Source organism: Rhizobium aethiopicum (genome assembly GCF_900094625.1).
GTDB classification, from domain to species: Bacteria; Pseudomonadota; Alphaproteobacteria; order Rhizobiales; family Rhizobiaceae; genus Rhizobium; species Rhizobium aethiopicum.
The window spans coordinates 19,378-35,433 of the sequence record NZ_FMAJ01000024.1 but is presented as its reverse complement, the minus strand read 5'-3'; the positions used below and the strand labels follow the sequence as shown (position 1 = coordinate 35,433).

Sequence of the window (16,056 nt, the reverse complement as noted above, 5' to 3'; positions counted from 1 at the left end):
GGCAGCAGATGATTTCGACGAAACTCAGAGAACCTTCAACGGGAACGACACAGATACCGCGCGCCAACAGCCTGGCCGTTGACGTCTACGAGGCAATCTTCAACCAGCTCATGTCGTTGAAAATCGCGCCGGGCGCGCGCATCACGGTCGACAACCTGGTCAGGGAGTTCAACGTCTCCCACACCCCGATCCGCGAAGCCCTCGGCCGGCTTGAAGGCGAAGGCCTCGTCGTCAAGCAGCATCTCGTCGGCTATCGCGCAGCGCCCCAGATCACGCGCCACCGCTTCGACGAGCTCTATGAACTTCGTCTGTTGCTGGAACCCGCCGGCGCTGCGAAGGCGGCCCGGGCGATGGACGATGAGAAGCTGGCCATCCTGACGGAGGCCGCGGGCGTGATGACACGCAGCGACAACAGGGACGAGCGGGCGAACTATTCGGCCTTCGCCCGCAATGACGCTATTTTCCACGACCGCATCATGGAATTTGCCGGCAACGAGTTGATCCGAGGGATGCTGGCATTCCAGCACACGCATTTCCACATCTTCCGCCTGATGTTTCATCGCCGTGTCACCGAGGAGGCACTCGGCGAGCATCAGACGCTGCTCGACGCCTTTGCGGCGCGCGACCCCGACGCGGCTGCGGATGCAATGCGCATCCACATCGAACATTCGCGCGACCGGCTATTGCCGGCGTTCGACGACATTTGATCCACCCGGCAGGCAAGGACGTGCCTGTCGATCTGACAACGAGGAGGAGAACCCATGGCAGGCAAGAAAATCCTGATGCTCACCGGCGATTTCACCGAGGAGTACGAAATCTTCGTCTTCCAGCAGGCGATGGAGGCGGTCGGTCACACGGTGCACGTCGTGTGCCCGGACAAGAAGGCCGGCGACATTCTCAGAACGTCGCTGCACGATTTCGAAGGGGATCAGACCTACACCGAAAAACTCGGGCACAACGTCACCATCAACAAGACGTTTTCCGAAGCAGAGGACCAGCTCGACCAGTATCATGCCGTCTACTGCGCGGGCGGGCGCGGGCCTGAATATATCCGCACTGACAAGCGGGTGCAGGCGATGGTGCGTCACTTCCATGAGTACAGGAAGCCTATTTTCACCATCTGCCACGGGGTCCAGATCCTGATAGCAGTCGACGGTGTCGTTCGCGGCAAGAAGGTGGGTGCGCTTGGAGCCTGCGAACCCGAGGTCACTCTGGCGGGCGGAACCTACATCGACCTCTCGCCCACTGAAGCCTATGTCGATGGGACGATGGTCTCGGCCAAGGGTTGGACGGCGCTCGCCGCCTTCATGCGCGAATGCCTGAAGGTGCTGGGAACGGAGATCCGCCACACCTGAGACGACGGCGCCAAGACGCGAAACGCTCCGGCAGTGACACCTGCCGGGCCTTTCAGTACCTCTGGCCTTGCAATCACACTCCGCCGCGGTTCCAGCCGCGGCCACGGTCGCCGAACATTTCATAGCCGCCATCAGTGATGGCGAGCGTATCCTCCAGCTTGATGAAACCGCGCTTCGGGTGAAGCATCGTCGTCTCGACCGAGATCACATTGCCGACTTCCAGCGGCTTGTCGGCATCAACTCCCTCATAGGCGACCGGGTGGTTCGTCATGAGGAAGGGCGCTTCGTGGCTGATGAGGCCCATGCCATGGCAGAAGAAGTCGGTGAAGGCCGCCGACGGCGAGGCCTTGAGCTCGGCTTCCGCCGCCAGGATCATTTCACTGCCCACAGCCCCCGCCCTGACCTTGGCGAAGGCCGCTTGCTGGATGCATTCGACTTCGGCCAGAAGATCCTCCAGCTCCGCATCCGGCTCGCCGAGCACACCCATGCGGCAGAGGTCGCCGATATATCCGTGATAATTGCCGCCGGAATCGATCGACAGGATCTCGTCCTCGACCCACGCCTGCGGCGAGCCCGCCCGATTGTGGCTGGCGCCGAGCGTGAGCAGGCAATATTCGAAGTGCAGCCCCCGGTTCGTTTCCTCCCGGCGCAGCTGCTCGATGATCTCCAGTTTCGTCGAGCCGGCGCGGGCCGCAGCGATCGTCGCCAGCATCGAGTCTGTGATCAGTTCGGAGGCGCGTTTCAGCTTTACCAGTTCATCCTGCGTCTTAACGGCCCTCAGCCGCTCCAACACATGTGTGGCATCAACAAACCGAGCGCCACCCAGCCTAGAGACAAGGAGATCGCGGGCGTCTGATGGCAGAAAGGCCGGCTCGATGCCTATCCGCCCGCCTGTCTTGCCGATTTTCTTCAGGTGCTCGACGGCGAGTCCGGCCGCATCCTGGGTGCCCCAGGTCGCTGTATGCACGGCAGGCGTCCAGAACGGATTGTTCTGGTGCTCTGCGCCCTCCATGCGGTTCCCGACATAGGCGGAGTGATCAGGCGCGCCTTTCTCATAAATCACGATCGGCAGGTACCGGCTATGCCCGATCGCATCCATGGCGGCGAAGAAGATGAACTTGTAGCCGCCCATCAGATATTGGGTGTTGTGTTTGGAGGTGGCGACGATGACGTCGATACCGGCTTGCTCCATGAGACGGTCGAGCTTGGCGGTATCGAACGGCGCCACCGCGGCCTGCCTTGTCTGCCCTGCATTGTCGTTCATCGTCTTTCCTCCCAAAAATGGATGCCCCGCCTCAGAGGCCCTGCGGCAGCAGGCGGAAGTCCGGCAAATCGCGAAGCGCAAGCTCCGGCCCCGCCGGTGAGTAGACCACGAAGAGGAGCATAGGCCCGCCGCCCGTGTTCTTCGTCGAATGAAAGCGACTTTCAGGAATATAGATCGTGCAGCCGCTCGCTACCTTCCGGGTCATCGGATTGCCGTTCTCGTCCTCAACCATCTGTTCGCCCTCACCGGAAATCACGAAGATGATTTCCTCTGCCCCCGGATGATTGTGGCGGGAATGGCCCTGACCACTTGGCAGTTCGACGACCCCGCCGGAAAAGCGGCTGGCGCCGTTGACCTCGGGCGCCACGGTCAGCGACAGCTTGCCCCAGTCGAAACCGAAGGCGCTCACATCCCTCGGATAGATGAAGTACTTGTCCTTTATCATAAAATGGCCTCCTCCATGCCCGTCCTCAGACGACCGCGCTTATGGCGAGCGCCTTGAAATCTTCCGTCTGCTTGCGGATTGCAGCCTCTGCCGGCAGGCGCTCCATCGAGCTTGCACCATAAAAGCCGTGGCAGCCAGCACAACGCTCGAGGACGTAGCGCGCATCCTCCGGCATGGAGATCGGACCGCCGTGGCAGAGGACGATGACGTCGTCGCGCACGGAGCGCGCCGCCTTGGCGATCGCGTTGATTTCGTCGACGCAGTCATCGAGCGACTTGCCGGATGTGGCGCCGATCGTGCCGCCGGTCGTCACCCCCATATGCGCCACGACGATGTCGGCGCCGGCGCCTGTCATTGCGATAGCCTCGCTCTCGTTGAAAACATAGGGCGTCGTCAGAAGGTCGAGCCCGTGGGCAGTCGCGATCATCTCCACCTCCAGATTGTAGCTCATGCCTGTTTCCTCGAAACTCTGCCGCATCCGGCCGTCGAAAAGGCCGATCGTGGGGAAGTTCTGGACACCTGAAAAGCCCATGCCCTTCAGCTCGGCAAGGAAGCGCGGCATCAGCACGAAAGGGTCCGTGCCATTCACGCCGGCGAGCACCGGCGTCTTTTTGACGACCGGCAACACTTCGAGTGCCATGTCCTTCACGATCTCGTTGGCGTTGCCGTAGGCCAGCAGTCCGGCCGCCGAACCGCGTCCCGCCATGCGGTATCGCCCGGAATTGTAGATAATGATAAGGTCGATGCCGCCTGCCTCCTCGGCCTTGGCGGAGATGCCGGTGCCGGCACCGCCGCCGACGATCGGCAGGCCGGCTGCTATCATGCCGTGAAATTTTTCGAGGATGGTCTTGCGCGGTATGGCTGGCATCGATCTTGTCTCTCAGGGGTTGGCGATGTCACGATAGGCCGCGACGGCGGCTTCTGCGAAATCCGGATCGTTGATATGGAGCGGCAGTCGAACAATACGTCGCGACGCCGTCGGCTTCACCGTCGCCTCGAGCGCGGCAAAGAGCGCGGCGTCGGCGTGCGGATCGAAGAACGCACCGCCTTCGATATCGAGGGCCGAGACACCCTTCTCGGGAATGAGGAAGCATACTGGGCCGTGGCAGAGGTTGAGCTTGTCGCCGATCCAGCGGCCAATCTGCGCACATTCGGCCGCCGTCGTGCGCATCAAGGTGACGTTCGGATTATGGCGGTAAAATAGCCGGCCGGCATAGCGTTCGGGGACGGTATCCGGAGCCCAGAAGTTCACCATGTCGAGCGCACCGACCGAGCCGACATAGGGCAGGCCCGTGCGGGCAATCGCGTCGAAACGGTCCGGGGTGGCCGGGAAGACACCTCCGAAAAGCAGGTCGCAGACCTCGGTGGTCGTGATGTCGAGCACGCCTGAGATCAGGCCGCTGTCGGCAAGCTTCTCCATCGCCCGCCCACCCGTGCCGGTGGCGTGGAAGACCAGGCAGTCATGGTCCACCCGCAGGCGCTCGACCATGGCCGATACGGCAGGTGTAGTCACGCCGAACATGGTAAGCCCGAGTGCCGGTTTCGATGCTGTCACCTCGGCAGGCCGGTGAGACATGGACGTGATCGCCTGGGCGGCGTTGTGGAGGATGACCCGGCTCAGCCGGTTCAGGCCCGCCATGTCCGTGACCGAGGGCATCATTATGATGTCGGACACATCGACATAGGGAGCAACATTGCCGGAGGCGAGCGTCGAAACCATGATCTTCGGCAGGCCGAGCCGCAGTTGGCGCATGCCCGCAGTGATGATCGAGGTGCCCCCGCCTCCGCCGATACCGATGATGCCGGCGATGTCCTGGCGCGCCACGAGGAAGCGCGCGAAGGCAATGCCCATCGCTTCGACCGCCCTTCCGCGGTCGTCGCAGGAAAGGACGGCTCCAGCACCCTCGGGATGGCAAGCGGCAACCTTGTCAGCCGCCACATCGACGGCGGTCCGAGGCTCACGGATGCCGACGTCGACGCGCGTAACCGCCCCGCCCGCCGCCTCGATGCAAGCGGCGAGATAATCAAGCTCTTCGCCCTTCGTGTCAGCCGTGCCGACCACGTAGATCTGCTTCATTTCCCCTCCGCAAACGGGCGGGTTTCCTCCCAGCATATCCCACGTTCGGAGCAAGCGATGGGCCTTGCAAATTTGTGAGACGCGCGTATCATAAAGATATGGATGTCTCACGTCAACAGAACGAAACAGCGAGGACCGAGCGAGGACCGCGAGCCCGCACGCGAAAACTGATGCTCGAAACGGCAACGAGGCTCATGCAGTCCGGCATTACTCCCTCGGTCAGCGAAGTGGCCGAGGCCGCCGAAGTGTCGCGGGCGACGGCCTACCGCTACTTTCCCAGCCAGGCCGCGCTCGTGCATGCCGTGGTGGATGAGGCTCTGGGACCGATACTCGGCTGGTCGTCCGACAGTCCGGATGCACGTACTCGCGTTGCCGACCTTTTGGCGACCGCGATGCCGCGCATCGACGAGTTCGAGGCCACCTTCAAGGCGGCGCTGAAACTATCGCTCGACCAGTGGGCGCAGCGCCAGGCGGGAACGCTCGGCAACGAGCCGCTGTTCACGCGCGGCCACCGGGTCGACCTGCTGAGGTGCGTTACGGCGCCCCTACAGGGCACCGTACCGCCCGAAGCCCGGGAACGCCTTGCTCAGGCGCTTTCGCTGGTCTTCGGCGTTGAGGTGCTGATCGTGTTGAAGGATATCTGGGGCCTGACCTCGGAAGGCGCGCAATCTGTTGCCGAGTGGGCCGCCAAGGCGCTCGTCGACAGCGCGCTACGGCAGGCGGAGGGTAGAGCGTGACATCGCAGCCCGCCAACTGGTTGGACCAGATGAAGTAACATGTTCCGCATGATGGCTGGGATTGGCGACAAGGAATTTGAGGCAGCCCGACAAAACAGTATCAGGTAAGTCGCAATTGCGGGAATATATCCAGAAGTCTGGAAGAAGAGCCGAAGATGAAGCTCTCCGAGGGTCGCTCTTGACGGTAATGGAGTTTGGTACTACCAGATCAGAGAATAATATTCAGGCTTGAGATCTGAAACGCGCAGGGGTCGGGGAGGACTCCAGCACGAAATCCACCCAGAAGGATCAAGAAGCCGGATCGGGAGGCCCGCGACGACGCGGGAAGGTGCATAAATGGGAGGAAACGTTATGCGCAAAACTATGACCGGTCTCGTTGCCGGTGTCGGATTGATATGGGCCTGCGGAACTTCCGCACAGGCCCAGGAACTGACGATTTTCTGGGCCGAGTGGGACCCGGCAAATTATCTTCAGGAGCTCGCAAACGAATACGAGGCTGAAACCGGCGTCAAGGTCACTGTCGAGACCACACCATGGGCCGACTTCCAGACCAAGGCCTTCACCGAATTCAACGCAAAAGGTTCAGCCTATGACCTGGTCGTCGGCGACAGCCAGTGGATCGGGGCGGCGTCGGAAGCAGGACATTACGTCGATCTGACCGACTTTTTCACCAAGCATAATCTGACCCAGGTGATGGCTCCGGCAACGGTGAAATACTACGCCGAATATCCGGCAAACTCGAAGAAGTACTGGTCAATTCCGGCCGAAGGTGATGCCGTCGGCTGGTCCTACCGCAAGGACTGGTTCGAGGACCCCAAGGAGATGGAGGCGTTCAAGGCCAAATACGCCTACGACCTCGCCCCGCCGAAGACGTGGGCGGAGATGCGCGACATCGCCGAGTTCTTCCACCGTCCAGACCAGAAGCGCTACGGCATCGCCATTTATACCGACAATTCTTATGACGGTCTCGTCATGGGTGTCGAGAACGCAATCTTTTCGTTTGGAGGCGAACTCGGCGACTACCAGAACTACAAGGTTGACGGCATCATCAACTCTGAGAAGAACGTCAAAGCGCTCGAATTGTATCGCGAGCTCTACGGCTTTACGCCTCCGGGCTGGGCCAAGTCCTTCTTCGTCGAGAACAACCAGGCGATCACCGAGAACCTGGCGGCGATGAGCATGAACTATTTCGCCTTCTTCCCGGCTCTGGTGAACGAGGCGTCGAACCCCAACGCCAAAGTTACCGGCTTCTTTGCCAATCCAGCAGGCCCGAACGGCGAGCAGTTCGCAGCGCTCGGTGGGCAGGGCATATCGATCATCTCCTATTCAAAGAACCAGGAAGAGGCGATGAAATTCCTCGAATGGTTCATCAAGGACGAGACCCAGAAGCGCTGGGCCGAACTCGGCGGCTACACGGCAAGCGCCAAAGTGCTTGAATCTCCGGAATTCCAGAACGCCACGCCCTACAACAAAGCCTTCTACGAGACCATGTTCAAGGTGAAGGACTTCTGGGCAACTCCGGAATATGCCGAACTGCTGATCCAGATGAACCAGCGCATTTATCCCTTCGTCACCGCCGGGCAGGGCACGGCGAAGGAAGCGCTCGACGCTCTGGCAGCCGACTGGAACGCGACGTTCAAGAAATACGGACGCAACAAATAGCAAACGCGATCAGCGGAGGGGCCCTGCCGCCCCTCCCATTTCATTCTGCATCTCGCGCCGACAGGCGCGGTTCGAGAGGGCGCGGCGCCCGGCATTCACTTCGCGCATCGTGATGCCTTCCGGGCATCCGGCGCCGAACTCTCGGAGGAGGAGAGGATTGGCCACCGCAGTCATGACATCGCTGGACACGACATCGCGTGCCGCATCGCGCGGCATGAGCGACATCCGCATCCGCAATCTGTTCATTATTCCGACGATCCTGTTCCTGATCGTCTTCAACATCTTTCCGCTGATCTATTCGCTCGGCTATTCCTTCACCGACTTTCGCGCCTCGTCGAACGCGCCGGCCAGGTTCGTCGGCCTACAGAACTACCGCGAGCTGCTGAACGATCCGTTCATCTGGTCGAATTTCGCGATCACCGCGAAGTATGTGATTGTTTCTGTTACGGGGCAGGTGATCGTTGGCTTCGGCACGGCGATGCTGCTCAACCGCGATATTCCGCTGAAGGGTCTTCTCACGACGCTGCTGCTGCTGCCGATGATGCTCTCGATGGCGGTGGTCGGCCTCTTCTGGAAGCTGCTCTACGATCCCTCCTTCGGCATCATCAACTACACACTCGGCCTCGGCTCCTACGAGTGGCTGTCGAATCCGGATGTAGCGCTCTATGCGGTCGCGATCACTGATATCTGGATGTGGTCGCCCTTCGTGATGCTGCTGTCGCTTGCCGGCCTTTCTGCCGTGCCAAAGCATCTCTACGAGGCCGCGGCGATCGATCGGGCAGGACCATTCTATACATTCTTCCGCATCACGCTGCCGCTGGTGGCGCCGATCCTGATGATCGCAATCATCTTCCGCACGATGGAAGCCTTCAAGACCTTCGACCTTGCCTACATCCTGACCAGCCAACCGACGACCGAGGTGATCTCCATCCGGCTCTACAAGATGGCCTTCCAGGAATGGCAAACGGGGCGCTCCTGCGCACTAGCCTACATCGTGCTCATCATGATCCTCGCCATCACCAACATCTACGTAAAGTACCTCAACAAAGTGAAGGAGCGCTGAGATGGCGGCCGTCCAAACCCGCTCCGAACGCGCGCTGAACCGGGTCGCCATCGCCGCAGTGCTGATCATTACGCTGATCTTCCTGGCGCCGATCTACTGGATTACCTCGACGGCCTTCAAGCCTCGCAACCTTGCCACCACCATCCCGCCGACGGTGCTCTTCGAGCCGGAACTCTCGCCCTTCGTGAAGCTCTTCACCAAGCGCTCGCAGCTGCGCGGGGCGCCGACGCCCGAAGAATATGCCGCCGCTCCCTGGTGGGAGCGGATGGTGTTCGACGGCGGCGAGAAGATCGTTCGCTCCGGCCGCGGCGAGGTGCAGCCATCCGGCTATCCGAACCGCTTCATGAACTCGCTGATCGTCGCCATCACGTCCACGGTGCTGGCGGTCGGCATGGGAACTTTCACAGCCTACGGTTTCTCGCGCTTCCGAGTGAAGGGGGAGGCAGACCTTCTCTTCTTCATCCTGTCGACGCGCATGCTTCCGCCCGTGGTTGTGGCGATTCCGATGTTCCTCATGTACCGCGTCGTCGGCCTCAACGACACGCATTGGGGTCTCATCATTCTCTACACTGCCTTCAATCTTTCCTTCTCAGTTTGGCTGATGAAGGGTTTCATCGACGAGATTCCGAAGGAATACGAGGAGGCGGCGCTCGTTGACGGCTACACGCGGATGGAGGCCTTTTTCAAAATCGTCATTCCGGAAGCGGCGACCGGCATCGCTGCGACCGCCGTCTTCTGCTTCATCACGGCCTGGAACGAATATGCGTTTGCGTTGATCATGACGAACCGGCGCGCGCAAACCGCCCCACCCTTCATTCCGAGCCAGGTCGGCTCTGGCCTGCCGGATTGGACGGTCATTGCGGCCGGTACGTTCCTGTTCCTGCTGCCGGTCGCCATCTTCACCTTCCTGCTCAGGAACCATCTCCTGCGCGGCATGAGCTTCGGAGCGATCCGCAAATGACCTTGCGCGCCTTCAACCAAAAATATCTGGAACCCGGTTCGCAGTATCTGATGATCTTGGGCATCATCGCGCTCTGCCAGCCCTGGAACCTGTTCCTGCACCGTTACGGCATGACGATGACGCTTGTCGGACTGATCGCCTTCATGGTGACGACCAAAATCCCCCGGGATGCGCAACAGACGAAGGCAGCCAATCATGACGCAGATTGAACTACGCGGCATCCAGAAATATTTCGGTGCCGTCCAAGTCATCAAAGACCTTAATCTCGCCATCGCCGACAACGAGTTCATCGTGCTGCTCGGACAATCGGGCTGCGGCAAAACGACGACGTTGCGCGCCGTCGCGGGCCTGGAGACGATCGACGAAGGCGACATCCTGATCGACGGGCAGCCGGTGCAGCATATCAAGGCATCCGGCCGGGACATCGCCATGGTGTTCCAATCCTTCTCGCTCTATCCGCACATGACGGTCTACGAAAACATCGCCTTCCCGCTCCGCGCCACCCGCATGAGCCGCGCAGATGTCGATAAGGCGGTACGAGAGATCGCCGCCGTGCTGCGCATCACCGATCTGCTGGCCCGCAAGCCTTCAGCCCTGTCGGGGGGCGACATGCAGCGAGTCGCAATCGGCCGCGCGCTGGTGCGACGCCCAAAGGCCATGCTGATGGACGAGCCGATCGGTGCGCTGGACGCGAAGCTGCGAGAGGAGATGCGGGCAGAAATCAAGCGTCTGCATATCAAGCAGGGTTCAACCACCATCTACGTGACGCATGACCAGGTGGAGGCCATGTCGCTCGCGGACCGCATCGTCATCATGCACGAGGGCATCCTCCAGCAGGTCGGCACGCCGGAAGAGGTTTACGGGCAACCTGCCAACATGTTCGTCGCGCAGTTTGTCGGAAGCCCGGTCATGAACATGGCGACGGCGACCGTCAGCCAAGCGAGCGGCCGCACGAGCGTGCAGGTCAGCGACGGGGTAACGGGTTTTGAATTCCCTGCCGTACTGGCCGACCGCCTCTCTGACGCGCGGGCGGAGAACGGCCAGCTGACACTCGGGGTTCGGCCGGAGGGCGTGGTCGTTTCACGGGAGGCGCGTGAGGGCTTCGTGCCGGTCGAGGCGCATATTATCGAGCCGCTCGGCTCGCACGATATTGTGGACCTGAAGGTCGGCCAGCAGATGATCAGGGCCCGCACCAAAAGTGGTTTCGTACCCGGTCCGGGCCAAGCCGTCTGGGCACGCATCGACCCCGCCCAGGCACATTTCTTCAACACGGCAACCGGCTCATCGCTTGGGATCAGACTCTGATGGCGCATATCGAACTCAAGGGCATCACCAAGACTTTCGGCAACCACACGGCACTGAAAAACCTTACCATCGGCATCGCTGACGGCGAGTTCTTCGTGCTGCTTGGGGAGACCGGCGCCGGCAAGACGACGACGCTGCGCCTGATCGCCGGTCTCGAAAAGCCGACAGCAGGCCAGATCTTAATCGACGGCCACGACGTCGCCGACTGGGGCGCGGCCGAGCGAGACGTGGCCCTGGTGCTTCAGCAGTACTCGCTTTACCCGCGCTATACGGTGCGAGAGAACCTGGAATTTCCATTAAAATCCCGTATCCGCCGCATTGAACCCCAGGAAATCAAGGAGCGCGTCGCACGGGTTGCGAAGACCCTGCGCATCGAGCATCTGCTCGACCGCAAGACGGACCGGCTGTCGGGAGGCGAGATGCAGCGCGTCTCGATCGGCCGGGCCATCGTGCGCAAGCCACGGGTCTTCCTGATGGACGAACCACTTTCGGCGCTCGACGCAAAGCTTCGCGAAGCACTCCGCACGGAGTTGAAGAACCTGCAGATGAACCTCGGCGCGACCTTCCTCTTCGTCACCCACGACCAGATAGAGGCGATGTCGATGGGCGACAAGATCGGCGTTCTGAATAACGGTCAACTGGTGCAGACAGGGACACCGCAGGAGATCTACCGGAACCCGGTCAACACCTTCGTCGCGCGCGCCGTCGGTTCACCGCCGATGAACCTGATCACCGGCACGCTTGCAGGCGGCGAGGCAGTGGCCAGCGAGGGTTACCGGCTGCCGCTCGGCAGCAGCCACGGGATCGCGACGGACGGTCGCCCGCTCACCTTCGGCATCCGCCCAGAGGACATCTTTCTCGACAGCGGTGCGCCGGGGGAAGCACGGGTGCACGACGTGGAAAACCATGGTGTCGAAAAGATCGTGACGCTACGCACCGGCGAGAGGTTCATCCACGCGACCGTGCCGACGCAGACGGCGCTTCGGATCGAGGATACGGTTCGTTTTTCGTGGAATCCGGAAAAGGTCGTGCTGTTTGACGCCAGAAGCGGCGTAAGCCTGCGGCATGCGGGCTGACCTGATCGGTGCAAAACATGCCTATGGCTCTGGCCAGGGCAGGACAGCCGGCCTTCCCGCTCGCATGCCGCGTTATGCCGGAAAGCGCCGACGGTAGTGGTCTATCACTTCGGGATTGCGTAAATTGACCGGCAAGTCGCCCTTGATGACCCGCAGCGCTTCGGCGGCCGCGCCTGTTCCCATGCGCATCATGCTCTCTTCCGTCAGACCAGCCAGATGCGGGGTGACGATGACGTTGGCAAAGCCGAAATAGGGGTGATCGAGCGGCAGCGGTTGCGTTGCAAAGACATCGAGCGCCGCCCCGCCGATGCGGCCGTCCCGCAGCGCCTCGATCAGCGCGGCGTCATCGACCACCGGTCCGCGCGAGACGTTGACCAGAATGGCGCCGGGCTTCATGCGGCCGATGCGCCTGGCATTGAGCAAGCCAGTTGTCTCGGGCGTCAGTGGGCAGCAGAGCACGAGGATGTCGGCACTTGCGACAAGTTCATCGATTGCCAGGAAACGCACGCCCTCCGGCATGCTTTCCGGCGACCGGCTCGTGGCGACCACCTCCAGCCCGAACCCGAACTTCGCGATCCTGAAGACCGCTTTGCCGACATTGCCCATACCGACGATGCCCATAGTGCGGCCGCCGAGGTCGACGGCGGCATCCGACTGCGCGCGGCCTGCTGCCCAGCCGTTTTGACGCAGGTCCCGGTCCATCTGGCGGAAGCGCCTGAGCAACGCCAGTGTCACCAGAAAGACGTGTTCGGCGACGGTCGACGCATTGACAGCCGGCACGTTAGCCACAAGCACGCCGGCTCGGGTCGCCGCCTCCATCGGCACCATATCGAGGCCGGCGCCGTGGCGGATCGCCGCGCGAAGCGCCGGCGCATCCTCGAAGAAGGCCGGCGGGATCGGCGCGCGCACGATGACAATGCCCGCGCCGCGGCCTTCTCGCAACAAGGTTTCGGGATCGGGTGCGGAAGCCACGCGCAGATCACCCGCAGCCTCAAGCATGGCCGTGGCCGCGGGGTGCAATGGATGCGTGGAAAAGATGAAGCTCATCGGCCCTCCCCCGCCGGTTACGCCTATCCGGCTGCCTTCGCTGGACCGCCAAGGAGACCCTTCCAATAGCTTTCCGCACCTTGAAGATGCGCGCTCATCAGCGCCTGGGCGAGATTGCCGTCTCGGGCAAGCAGTGCCTCGTAGATGCGGATATGCTCCTCATGCGAGCGCCGGCTGCGGGCGGCATCGGCAAAATAGATCGGCAGGCGGTGCTCGCCCATGACGTAATAGACGCTGCAAACCCGATAGAAGACGCTATTCTTGGTGGCTCGCACGATCTCCAGATGGAAATCCCGGTCCTCGCGCGCCAGCCCCTCGCCCGCGGCTAGCTTCGCCTCGGACGCGGCGAGGATATCGCGCAAGCGCTGGTAATTCTCCTCCGTCGCACGATCGCAGGCGAGTTCCGCGGCCTTGATCTCATGGATCTTGCGAAGCTCCACGGTCTCGTAGATCAGGATGGGATCAAGCGGAACGCCGGCGCGGGCAAAAAGCGCCATTGCCTCCACGCTCGCCTCCGTCGTCGTCAGATAGATGCCCGACTTGGCTCGACGCTCGACGATGCGCATTGCCTCCAGGATCGCCAGTGCCTCGCGAATCTGGCCCCGGCTGACGGTGAAATGCTCCGCAAGCTCGCGCTCCGATGGCGTGCGGCCGTTGCCGCTCGAGTTTGAGAAAAGGTGTGCCGCGAGATCCGAGAGCAGGGAATTTTCTTTCATCGTCACTGTCTTTGCGCGTGAGTCTCCAGGACCCGCTGATTGATCGTGAAGCCCAGGCCAGGCTTGTCCGGGATCTCTATCATACCGTCCTTGACCGACACAGCGTCCTCGACAAGATCATGGATCATCGGATTTGCGCCGAGGGAATATTCGATGACGAAGCTTGCCGGGGAAGCCGCGCAGAGGTGCAGGCCGGAGAAGAAGCAGGGCGCACCGGCCCAAAGATGCGGTGCGAAACGCAGGTTGAAGGCGCTGGCGAGTGAGCTGATACGCATTGCCTCCGTAATGCCGCCGCAGAAGGCCGGATCCGGCTGGAATATGTCGGCGGCCCGAAGCATCGCAAGATCTCGGAAGGCAAAACGCGTCGCCTCGCTCTCGCCGGCAGCGATCGGCACGTTCCCAGCCGCGCGCACTTCCGCCATGCCAGGCTTGTCATCGGCTATCACCGGCTCCTCGAACCAGGCGAGGTCGCAATCGGCAATCATCTGGATGAAGCGCTTCGCTTCGGCAACAGTATAGGTGCCGTGCGCATCGACCATCAGGTCGACGCTGGGGCCGACAGCTTTGCGAGCCGCCCGCACCCGCGATGCAGAGACATGCGCCGCACCATCCATCGCGCCGACGCGCATCTTGACTGACTTGAAGCCGCCGACCGCGATATAGGACCGGAGTTGATCGCCGATCCGCTCCGTGCTCTCCCAGCCGCCCGAGGCGTAGGCGGGCAACCGGTCCGCCTTGCGGCCACCCAGCAGCTTCCAGACCGGGACGCCGAGCGACTTGCCGAGAATGTCCCAGAGTGCGATATCGACCGCGCTGATCGCAGCGACGGAAAGACCACGTCGCGCGATCTCCGGCATGGCGTGACCCGAACTCGCCGCGGTCTCGTGGCGCACGCCGTTGTAGAGCATCTCCCATATGCTGGAGATGTCGGCAGGATCGCGGCCGATAAGCTTCGGCCCTACCTCGTGATTGATCATATGTACCAGCGTGCCATAGTTGCCCGCGCTGCCCGCGGCATTCTTGCCCTCTCCCCAGCCGACGATGCCGTCGTTCGTTTCGATACGTAGGATCGCAGCGTCGAAGGTCGTCAATCGGCCGAAGTCGCTGCGGTGCTGACGGCTCGCCTCGATGGGAATCTTAACCCACCAGGCCTCTACGGTCTTGATACGCATGTCTGATCCCCGCTCCCCACGGCCATCCGCGGGCCGCCGGCATATGTCTTTCCGTTCATTGCTTGATCAGCGGCAGGATCGTCTCAGCGGTGATCCGCATCTGGTCGTCGTAGAATTTTTCGGTGAGAAGGCTCGAACCGTGGTCCTGGATAAATTTCAGTTGCTCCGGAGGAATATCGACAGGGTTGCGCTCGACCATGTCCGGATATTTGGTGGCTGGCGTACGGTCGACCGGAGCCACGAATTCGTTGGTGACGGCGCCGCCGTAACCGATCTCCTTCAGCGTACCGATGATCTTCGGCCAGTCGAGGTGGCCGAGACCGGCGGCGAAACGATTGTTATCGGCGATGTGGAAATCGAACAGGCGCTTTCCGGCGAGCCGGATCGCCTCATATATGTCTTCCTCCTCGATGTTCAGGTGGAAGGCATCCAGGCACACCCCGCATTCGGGGCTGACAGCATCGGCGAGCGCCAACGCCTGGGCGGCACGGTTGAAGAAATAGGTCTCAAAACGGTTGAGCGGCTCGACGGCAATGCGCACGCCCCTCTTCTGAGCGTGGGCAAAACACTCCCTGGTGGCGTCCACCACCCATCTCCACTCTTCCTCCTCGGTCCCATCCGGCACCACCTTGCCGACCGTCGCCGGTACGAGCGTAAGGATCTCGCCCTCGAGTTCGCTGACCATGGTGATAACGCTATTGACATAGTCCACCGACCTGGCCCGCTGGCCTTCATCCTTGGCGGCGAGATTTCGCTCCCCGAGCGTCAGCGTAACAGCGCCCCAGCAGCGGATGCCATGCTCCTTCAGCAGCGCACGCGTCTCCTTCACGTCGTACTGTGCCGGCTCGCCGGATATCTCGATGCTCTCGTAGCCATATTTCTTGATGCGCTTCAGCGTGACGGCAAGCGGTTCAGCCCGCATCCAGTTGTGTGTCGAAAGATGCATGAGGTTCCTCCTAGACTGTTGCGGCGACGCTCGACGCCAGGCATCGAAACGTCACCTTTTGCGGACCACTCTCGTTACCTGCGGCAATCTGGTTTGGCCAATTCTTATTGTCTGAAAGGTCTAACTCAATTCCGGAGCAGCTGCAAGACGACCTCGAAACGCCGAGACAGTCTGCGTATTCGATTGTTTGCCCCGGTATTTCACCGCTCATGCGCGCAATCCTTGCTCCC

At 61.5% G+C, this 16,056-nt stretch carries 17 protein-coding genes; 9 read left to right on the top strand and 8 right to left on the bottom strand.

Annotation, left to right across the window (positions count from 1 at the left end):
• Positions 1–8 precede the first annotated feature (8 nt).
• Complete coding sequence (locus GA0061105_RS28995) at positions 9–707, top strand: GntR family transcriptional regulator (protein ID WP_092754533.1); 699 nt, start codon at positions 9–11, stop codon at positions 705–707.
• Between the two features lie 54 nt (positions 708–761).
• Positions 762–1,355, top strand: coding sequence for a DJ-1/PfpI family protein (locus tag GA0061105_RS28990; RefSeq protein ID WP_064693160.1), 594 nt, complete (start codon positions 762–764; stop codon positions 1,353–1,355).
• Positions 1,356–1,428: 73 nt separating this feature from the next.
• Here GA0061105_RS28990 and GA0061105_RS28985 read toward each other — a convergent pair whose 3' ends face one another.
• From GA0061105_RS28985 to GA0061105_RS28970, 4 genes are read right to left on the bottom strand one after another with little or no spacing between them, the layout of a single operon-like run.
• Positions 1,429–2,619 carry a M24 family metallopeptidase gene (locus GA0061105_RS28985; protein WP_092754530.1) on the bottom strand — a complete coding sequence of 397 codons (1,191 nt, stop codon included), beginning with the start codon at positions 2,617–2,619 and terminating at the stop codon, positions 1,429–1,431.
• 31 nt (positions 2,620–2,650) lie between these two features.
• Positions 2,651–3,064 carry a cupin domain-containing protein gene (locus tag GA0061105_RS28980; protein ID WP_092754527.1) on the bottom strand — a complete coding sequence of 138 codons (414 nt, stop codon included), beginning with the start codon at positions 3,062–3,064 and terminating at the stop codon, positions 2,651–2,653.
• A 25-nt stretch (positions 3,065–3,089) separates the two neighbouring features.
• Positions 3,090–3,932, bottom strand: coding sequence for a phosphoenolpyruvate hydrolase family protein (locus GA0061105_RS28975; RefSeq protein WP_092754524.1), 843 nt, complete (start codon positions 3,930–3,932; stop codon positions 3,090–3,092).
• 12 nt (positions 3,933–3,944) lie between these two features.
• A complete protein-coding gene (locus GA0061105_RS28970; RefSeq protein WP_092754521.1) occupies positions 3,945–5,141 on the bottom strand; it encodes a Tm-1-like ATP-binding domain-containing protein in 1,197 nt (398 codons plus the stop codon).
• A gap of 98 nt (positions 5,142–5,239) precedes the next feature.
• Here GA0061105_RS28970 and GA0061105_RS28965 point away from each other — a divergent pair, with 98 nt between their 5' ends.
• From GA0061105_RS28965 to GA0061105_RS28935, 7 genes are all read left to right on the top strand, one after another.
• Complete coding sequence (locus GA0061105_RS28965; protein WP_167358595.1) at positions 5,240–5,878, top strand: TetR/AcrR family transcriptional regulator; 639 nt, start codon at positions 5,240–5,242, stop codon at positions 5,876–5,878.
• A 351-nt stretch (positions 5,879–6,229) separates the two neighbouring features.
• Positions 6,230–7,540 carry an ABC transporter substrate-binding protein gene (locus GA0061105_RS28960; RefSeq protein ID WP_092754515.1) on the top strand — a complete coding sequence of 437 codons (1,311 nt, stop codon included), beginning with the start codon at positions 6,230–6,232 and terminating at the stop codon, positions 7,538–7,540.
• Between the two features lie 157 nt (positions 7,541–7,697).
• Complete coding sequence (locus GA0061105_RS28955; RefSeq protein ID WP_064693167.1) at positions 7,698–8,603, top strand: carbohydrate ABC transporter permease; 906 nt, start codon at positions 7,698–7,700, stop codon at positions 8,601–8,603.
• Position 8,604: 1 nt separating this feature from the next.
• A complete protein-coding gene (locus GA0061105_RS28950; RefSeq protein WP_064693168.1) occupies positions 8,605–9,564 on the top strand; it encodes a carbohydrate ABC transporter permease in 960 nt (319 codons plus the stop codon).
• Positions 9,561–9,773 (top strand): hypothetical protein, encoded by a 213-nt coding sequence (locus GA0061105_RS28945; RefSeq protein WP_064693169.1) that lies wholly within the window; start codon positions 9,561–9,563, stop codon positions 9,771–9,773. Before GA0061105_RS28950 ends, GA0061105_RS28945 begins: the two co-directional genes overlap by 4 nt.
• Positions 9,760–10,869 (top strand): ABC transporter ATP-binding protein, encoded by a 1,110-nt coding sequence (locus GA0061105_RS28940; protein WP_092754512.1) that lies wholly within the window; start codon positions 9,760–9,762, stop codon positions 10,867–10,869. The genes GA0061105_RS28945 and GA0061105_RS28940 overlap by 14 nt, the downstream gene beginning before the upstream one ends.
• On the top strand, positions 10,869–11,945 hold the full coding sequence (locus GA0061105_RS28935) for an ABC transporter ATP-binding protein (RefSeq protein WP_092754509.1): 1,077 nt from the start codon (positions 10,869–10,871) through the stop codon (positions 11,943–11,945). Before GA0061105_RS28940 ends, GA0061105_RS28935 begins: the two co-directional genes overlap by 1 nt.
• A 72-nt stretch (positions 11,946–12,017) precedes the next feature.
• On the opposite strand, the gene GA0061105_RS28930 is transcribed toward GA0061105_RS28935, so the two are convergent.
• Genes GA0061105_RS28930 through GA0061105_RS28915 form a run of 4 tightly spaced genes read right to left on the bottom strand, consistent with a single transcriptional unit; the run spans position 12,018 to position 15,826 of the window.
• The gene (locus GA0061105_RS28930) at positions 12,018–12,992 is read right to left on the bottom strand and encodes a hydroxyacid dehydrogenase (protein WP_092754506.1); all 975 of its coding nucleotides are present in this window, start codon (positions 12,990–12,992) and stop codon (positions 12,018–12,020) included.
• A gap of 23 nt (positions 12,993–13,015) precedes the next feature.
• Positions 13,016–13,708, bottom strand: coding sequence for a FadR/GntR family transcriptional regulator (locus tag GA0061105_RS28925; RefSeq protein WP_092754504.1), 693 nt, complete (start codon positions 13,706–13,708; stop codon positions 13,016–13,018).
• 2 nt (positions 13,709–13,710) lie between these two features.
• Positions 13,711–14,880 (bottom strand): mandelate racemase/muconate lactonizing enzyme family protein, encoded by a 1,170-nt coding sequence (locus GA0061105_RS28920; RefSeq protein WP_092754501.1) that lies wholly within the window; start codon positions 14,878–14,880, stop codon positions 13,711–13,713.
• Positions 14,881–14,935: 55 nt separating this feature from the next.
• Positions 14,936–15,826 carry a sugar phosphate isomerase/epimerase family protein gene (locus GA0061105_RS28915; protein WP_092754499.1) on the bottom strand — a complete coding sequence of 297 codons (891 nt, stop codon included), beginning with the start codon at positions 15,824–15,826 and terminating at the stop codon, positions 14,936–14,938.
• Between the last annotated feature and the right edge of the window lie 230 nt (positions 15,827–16,056).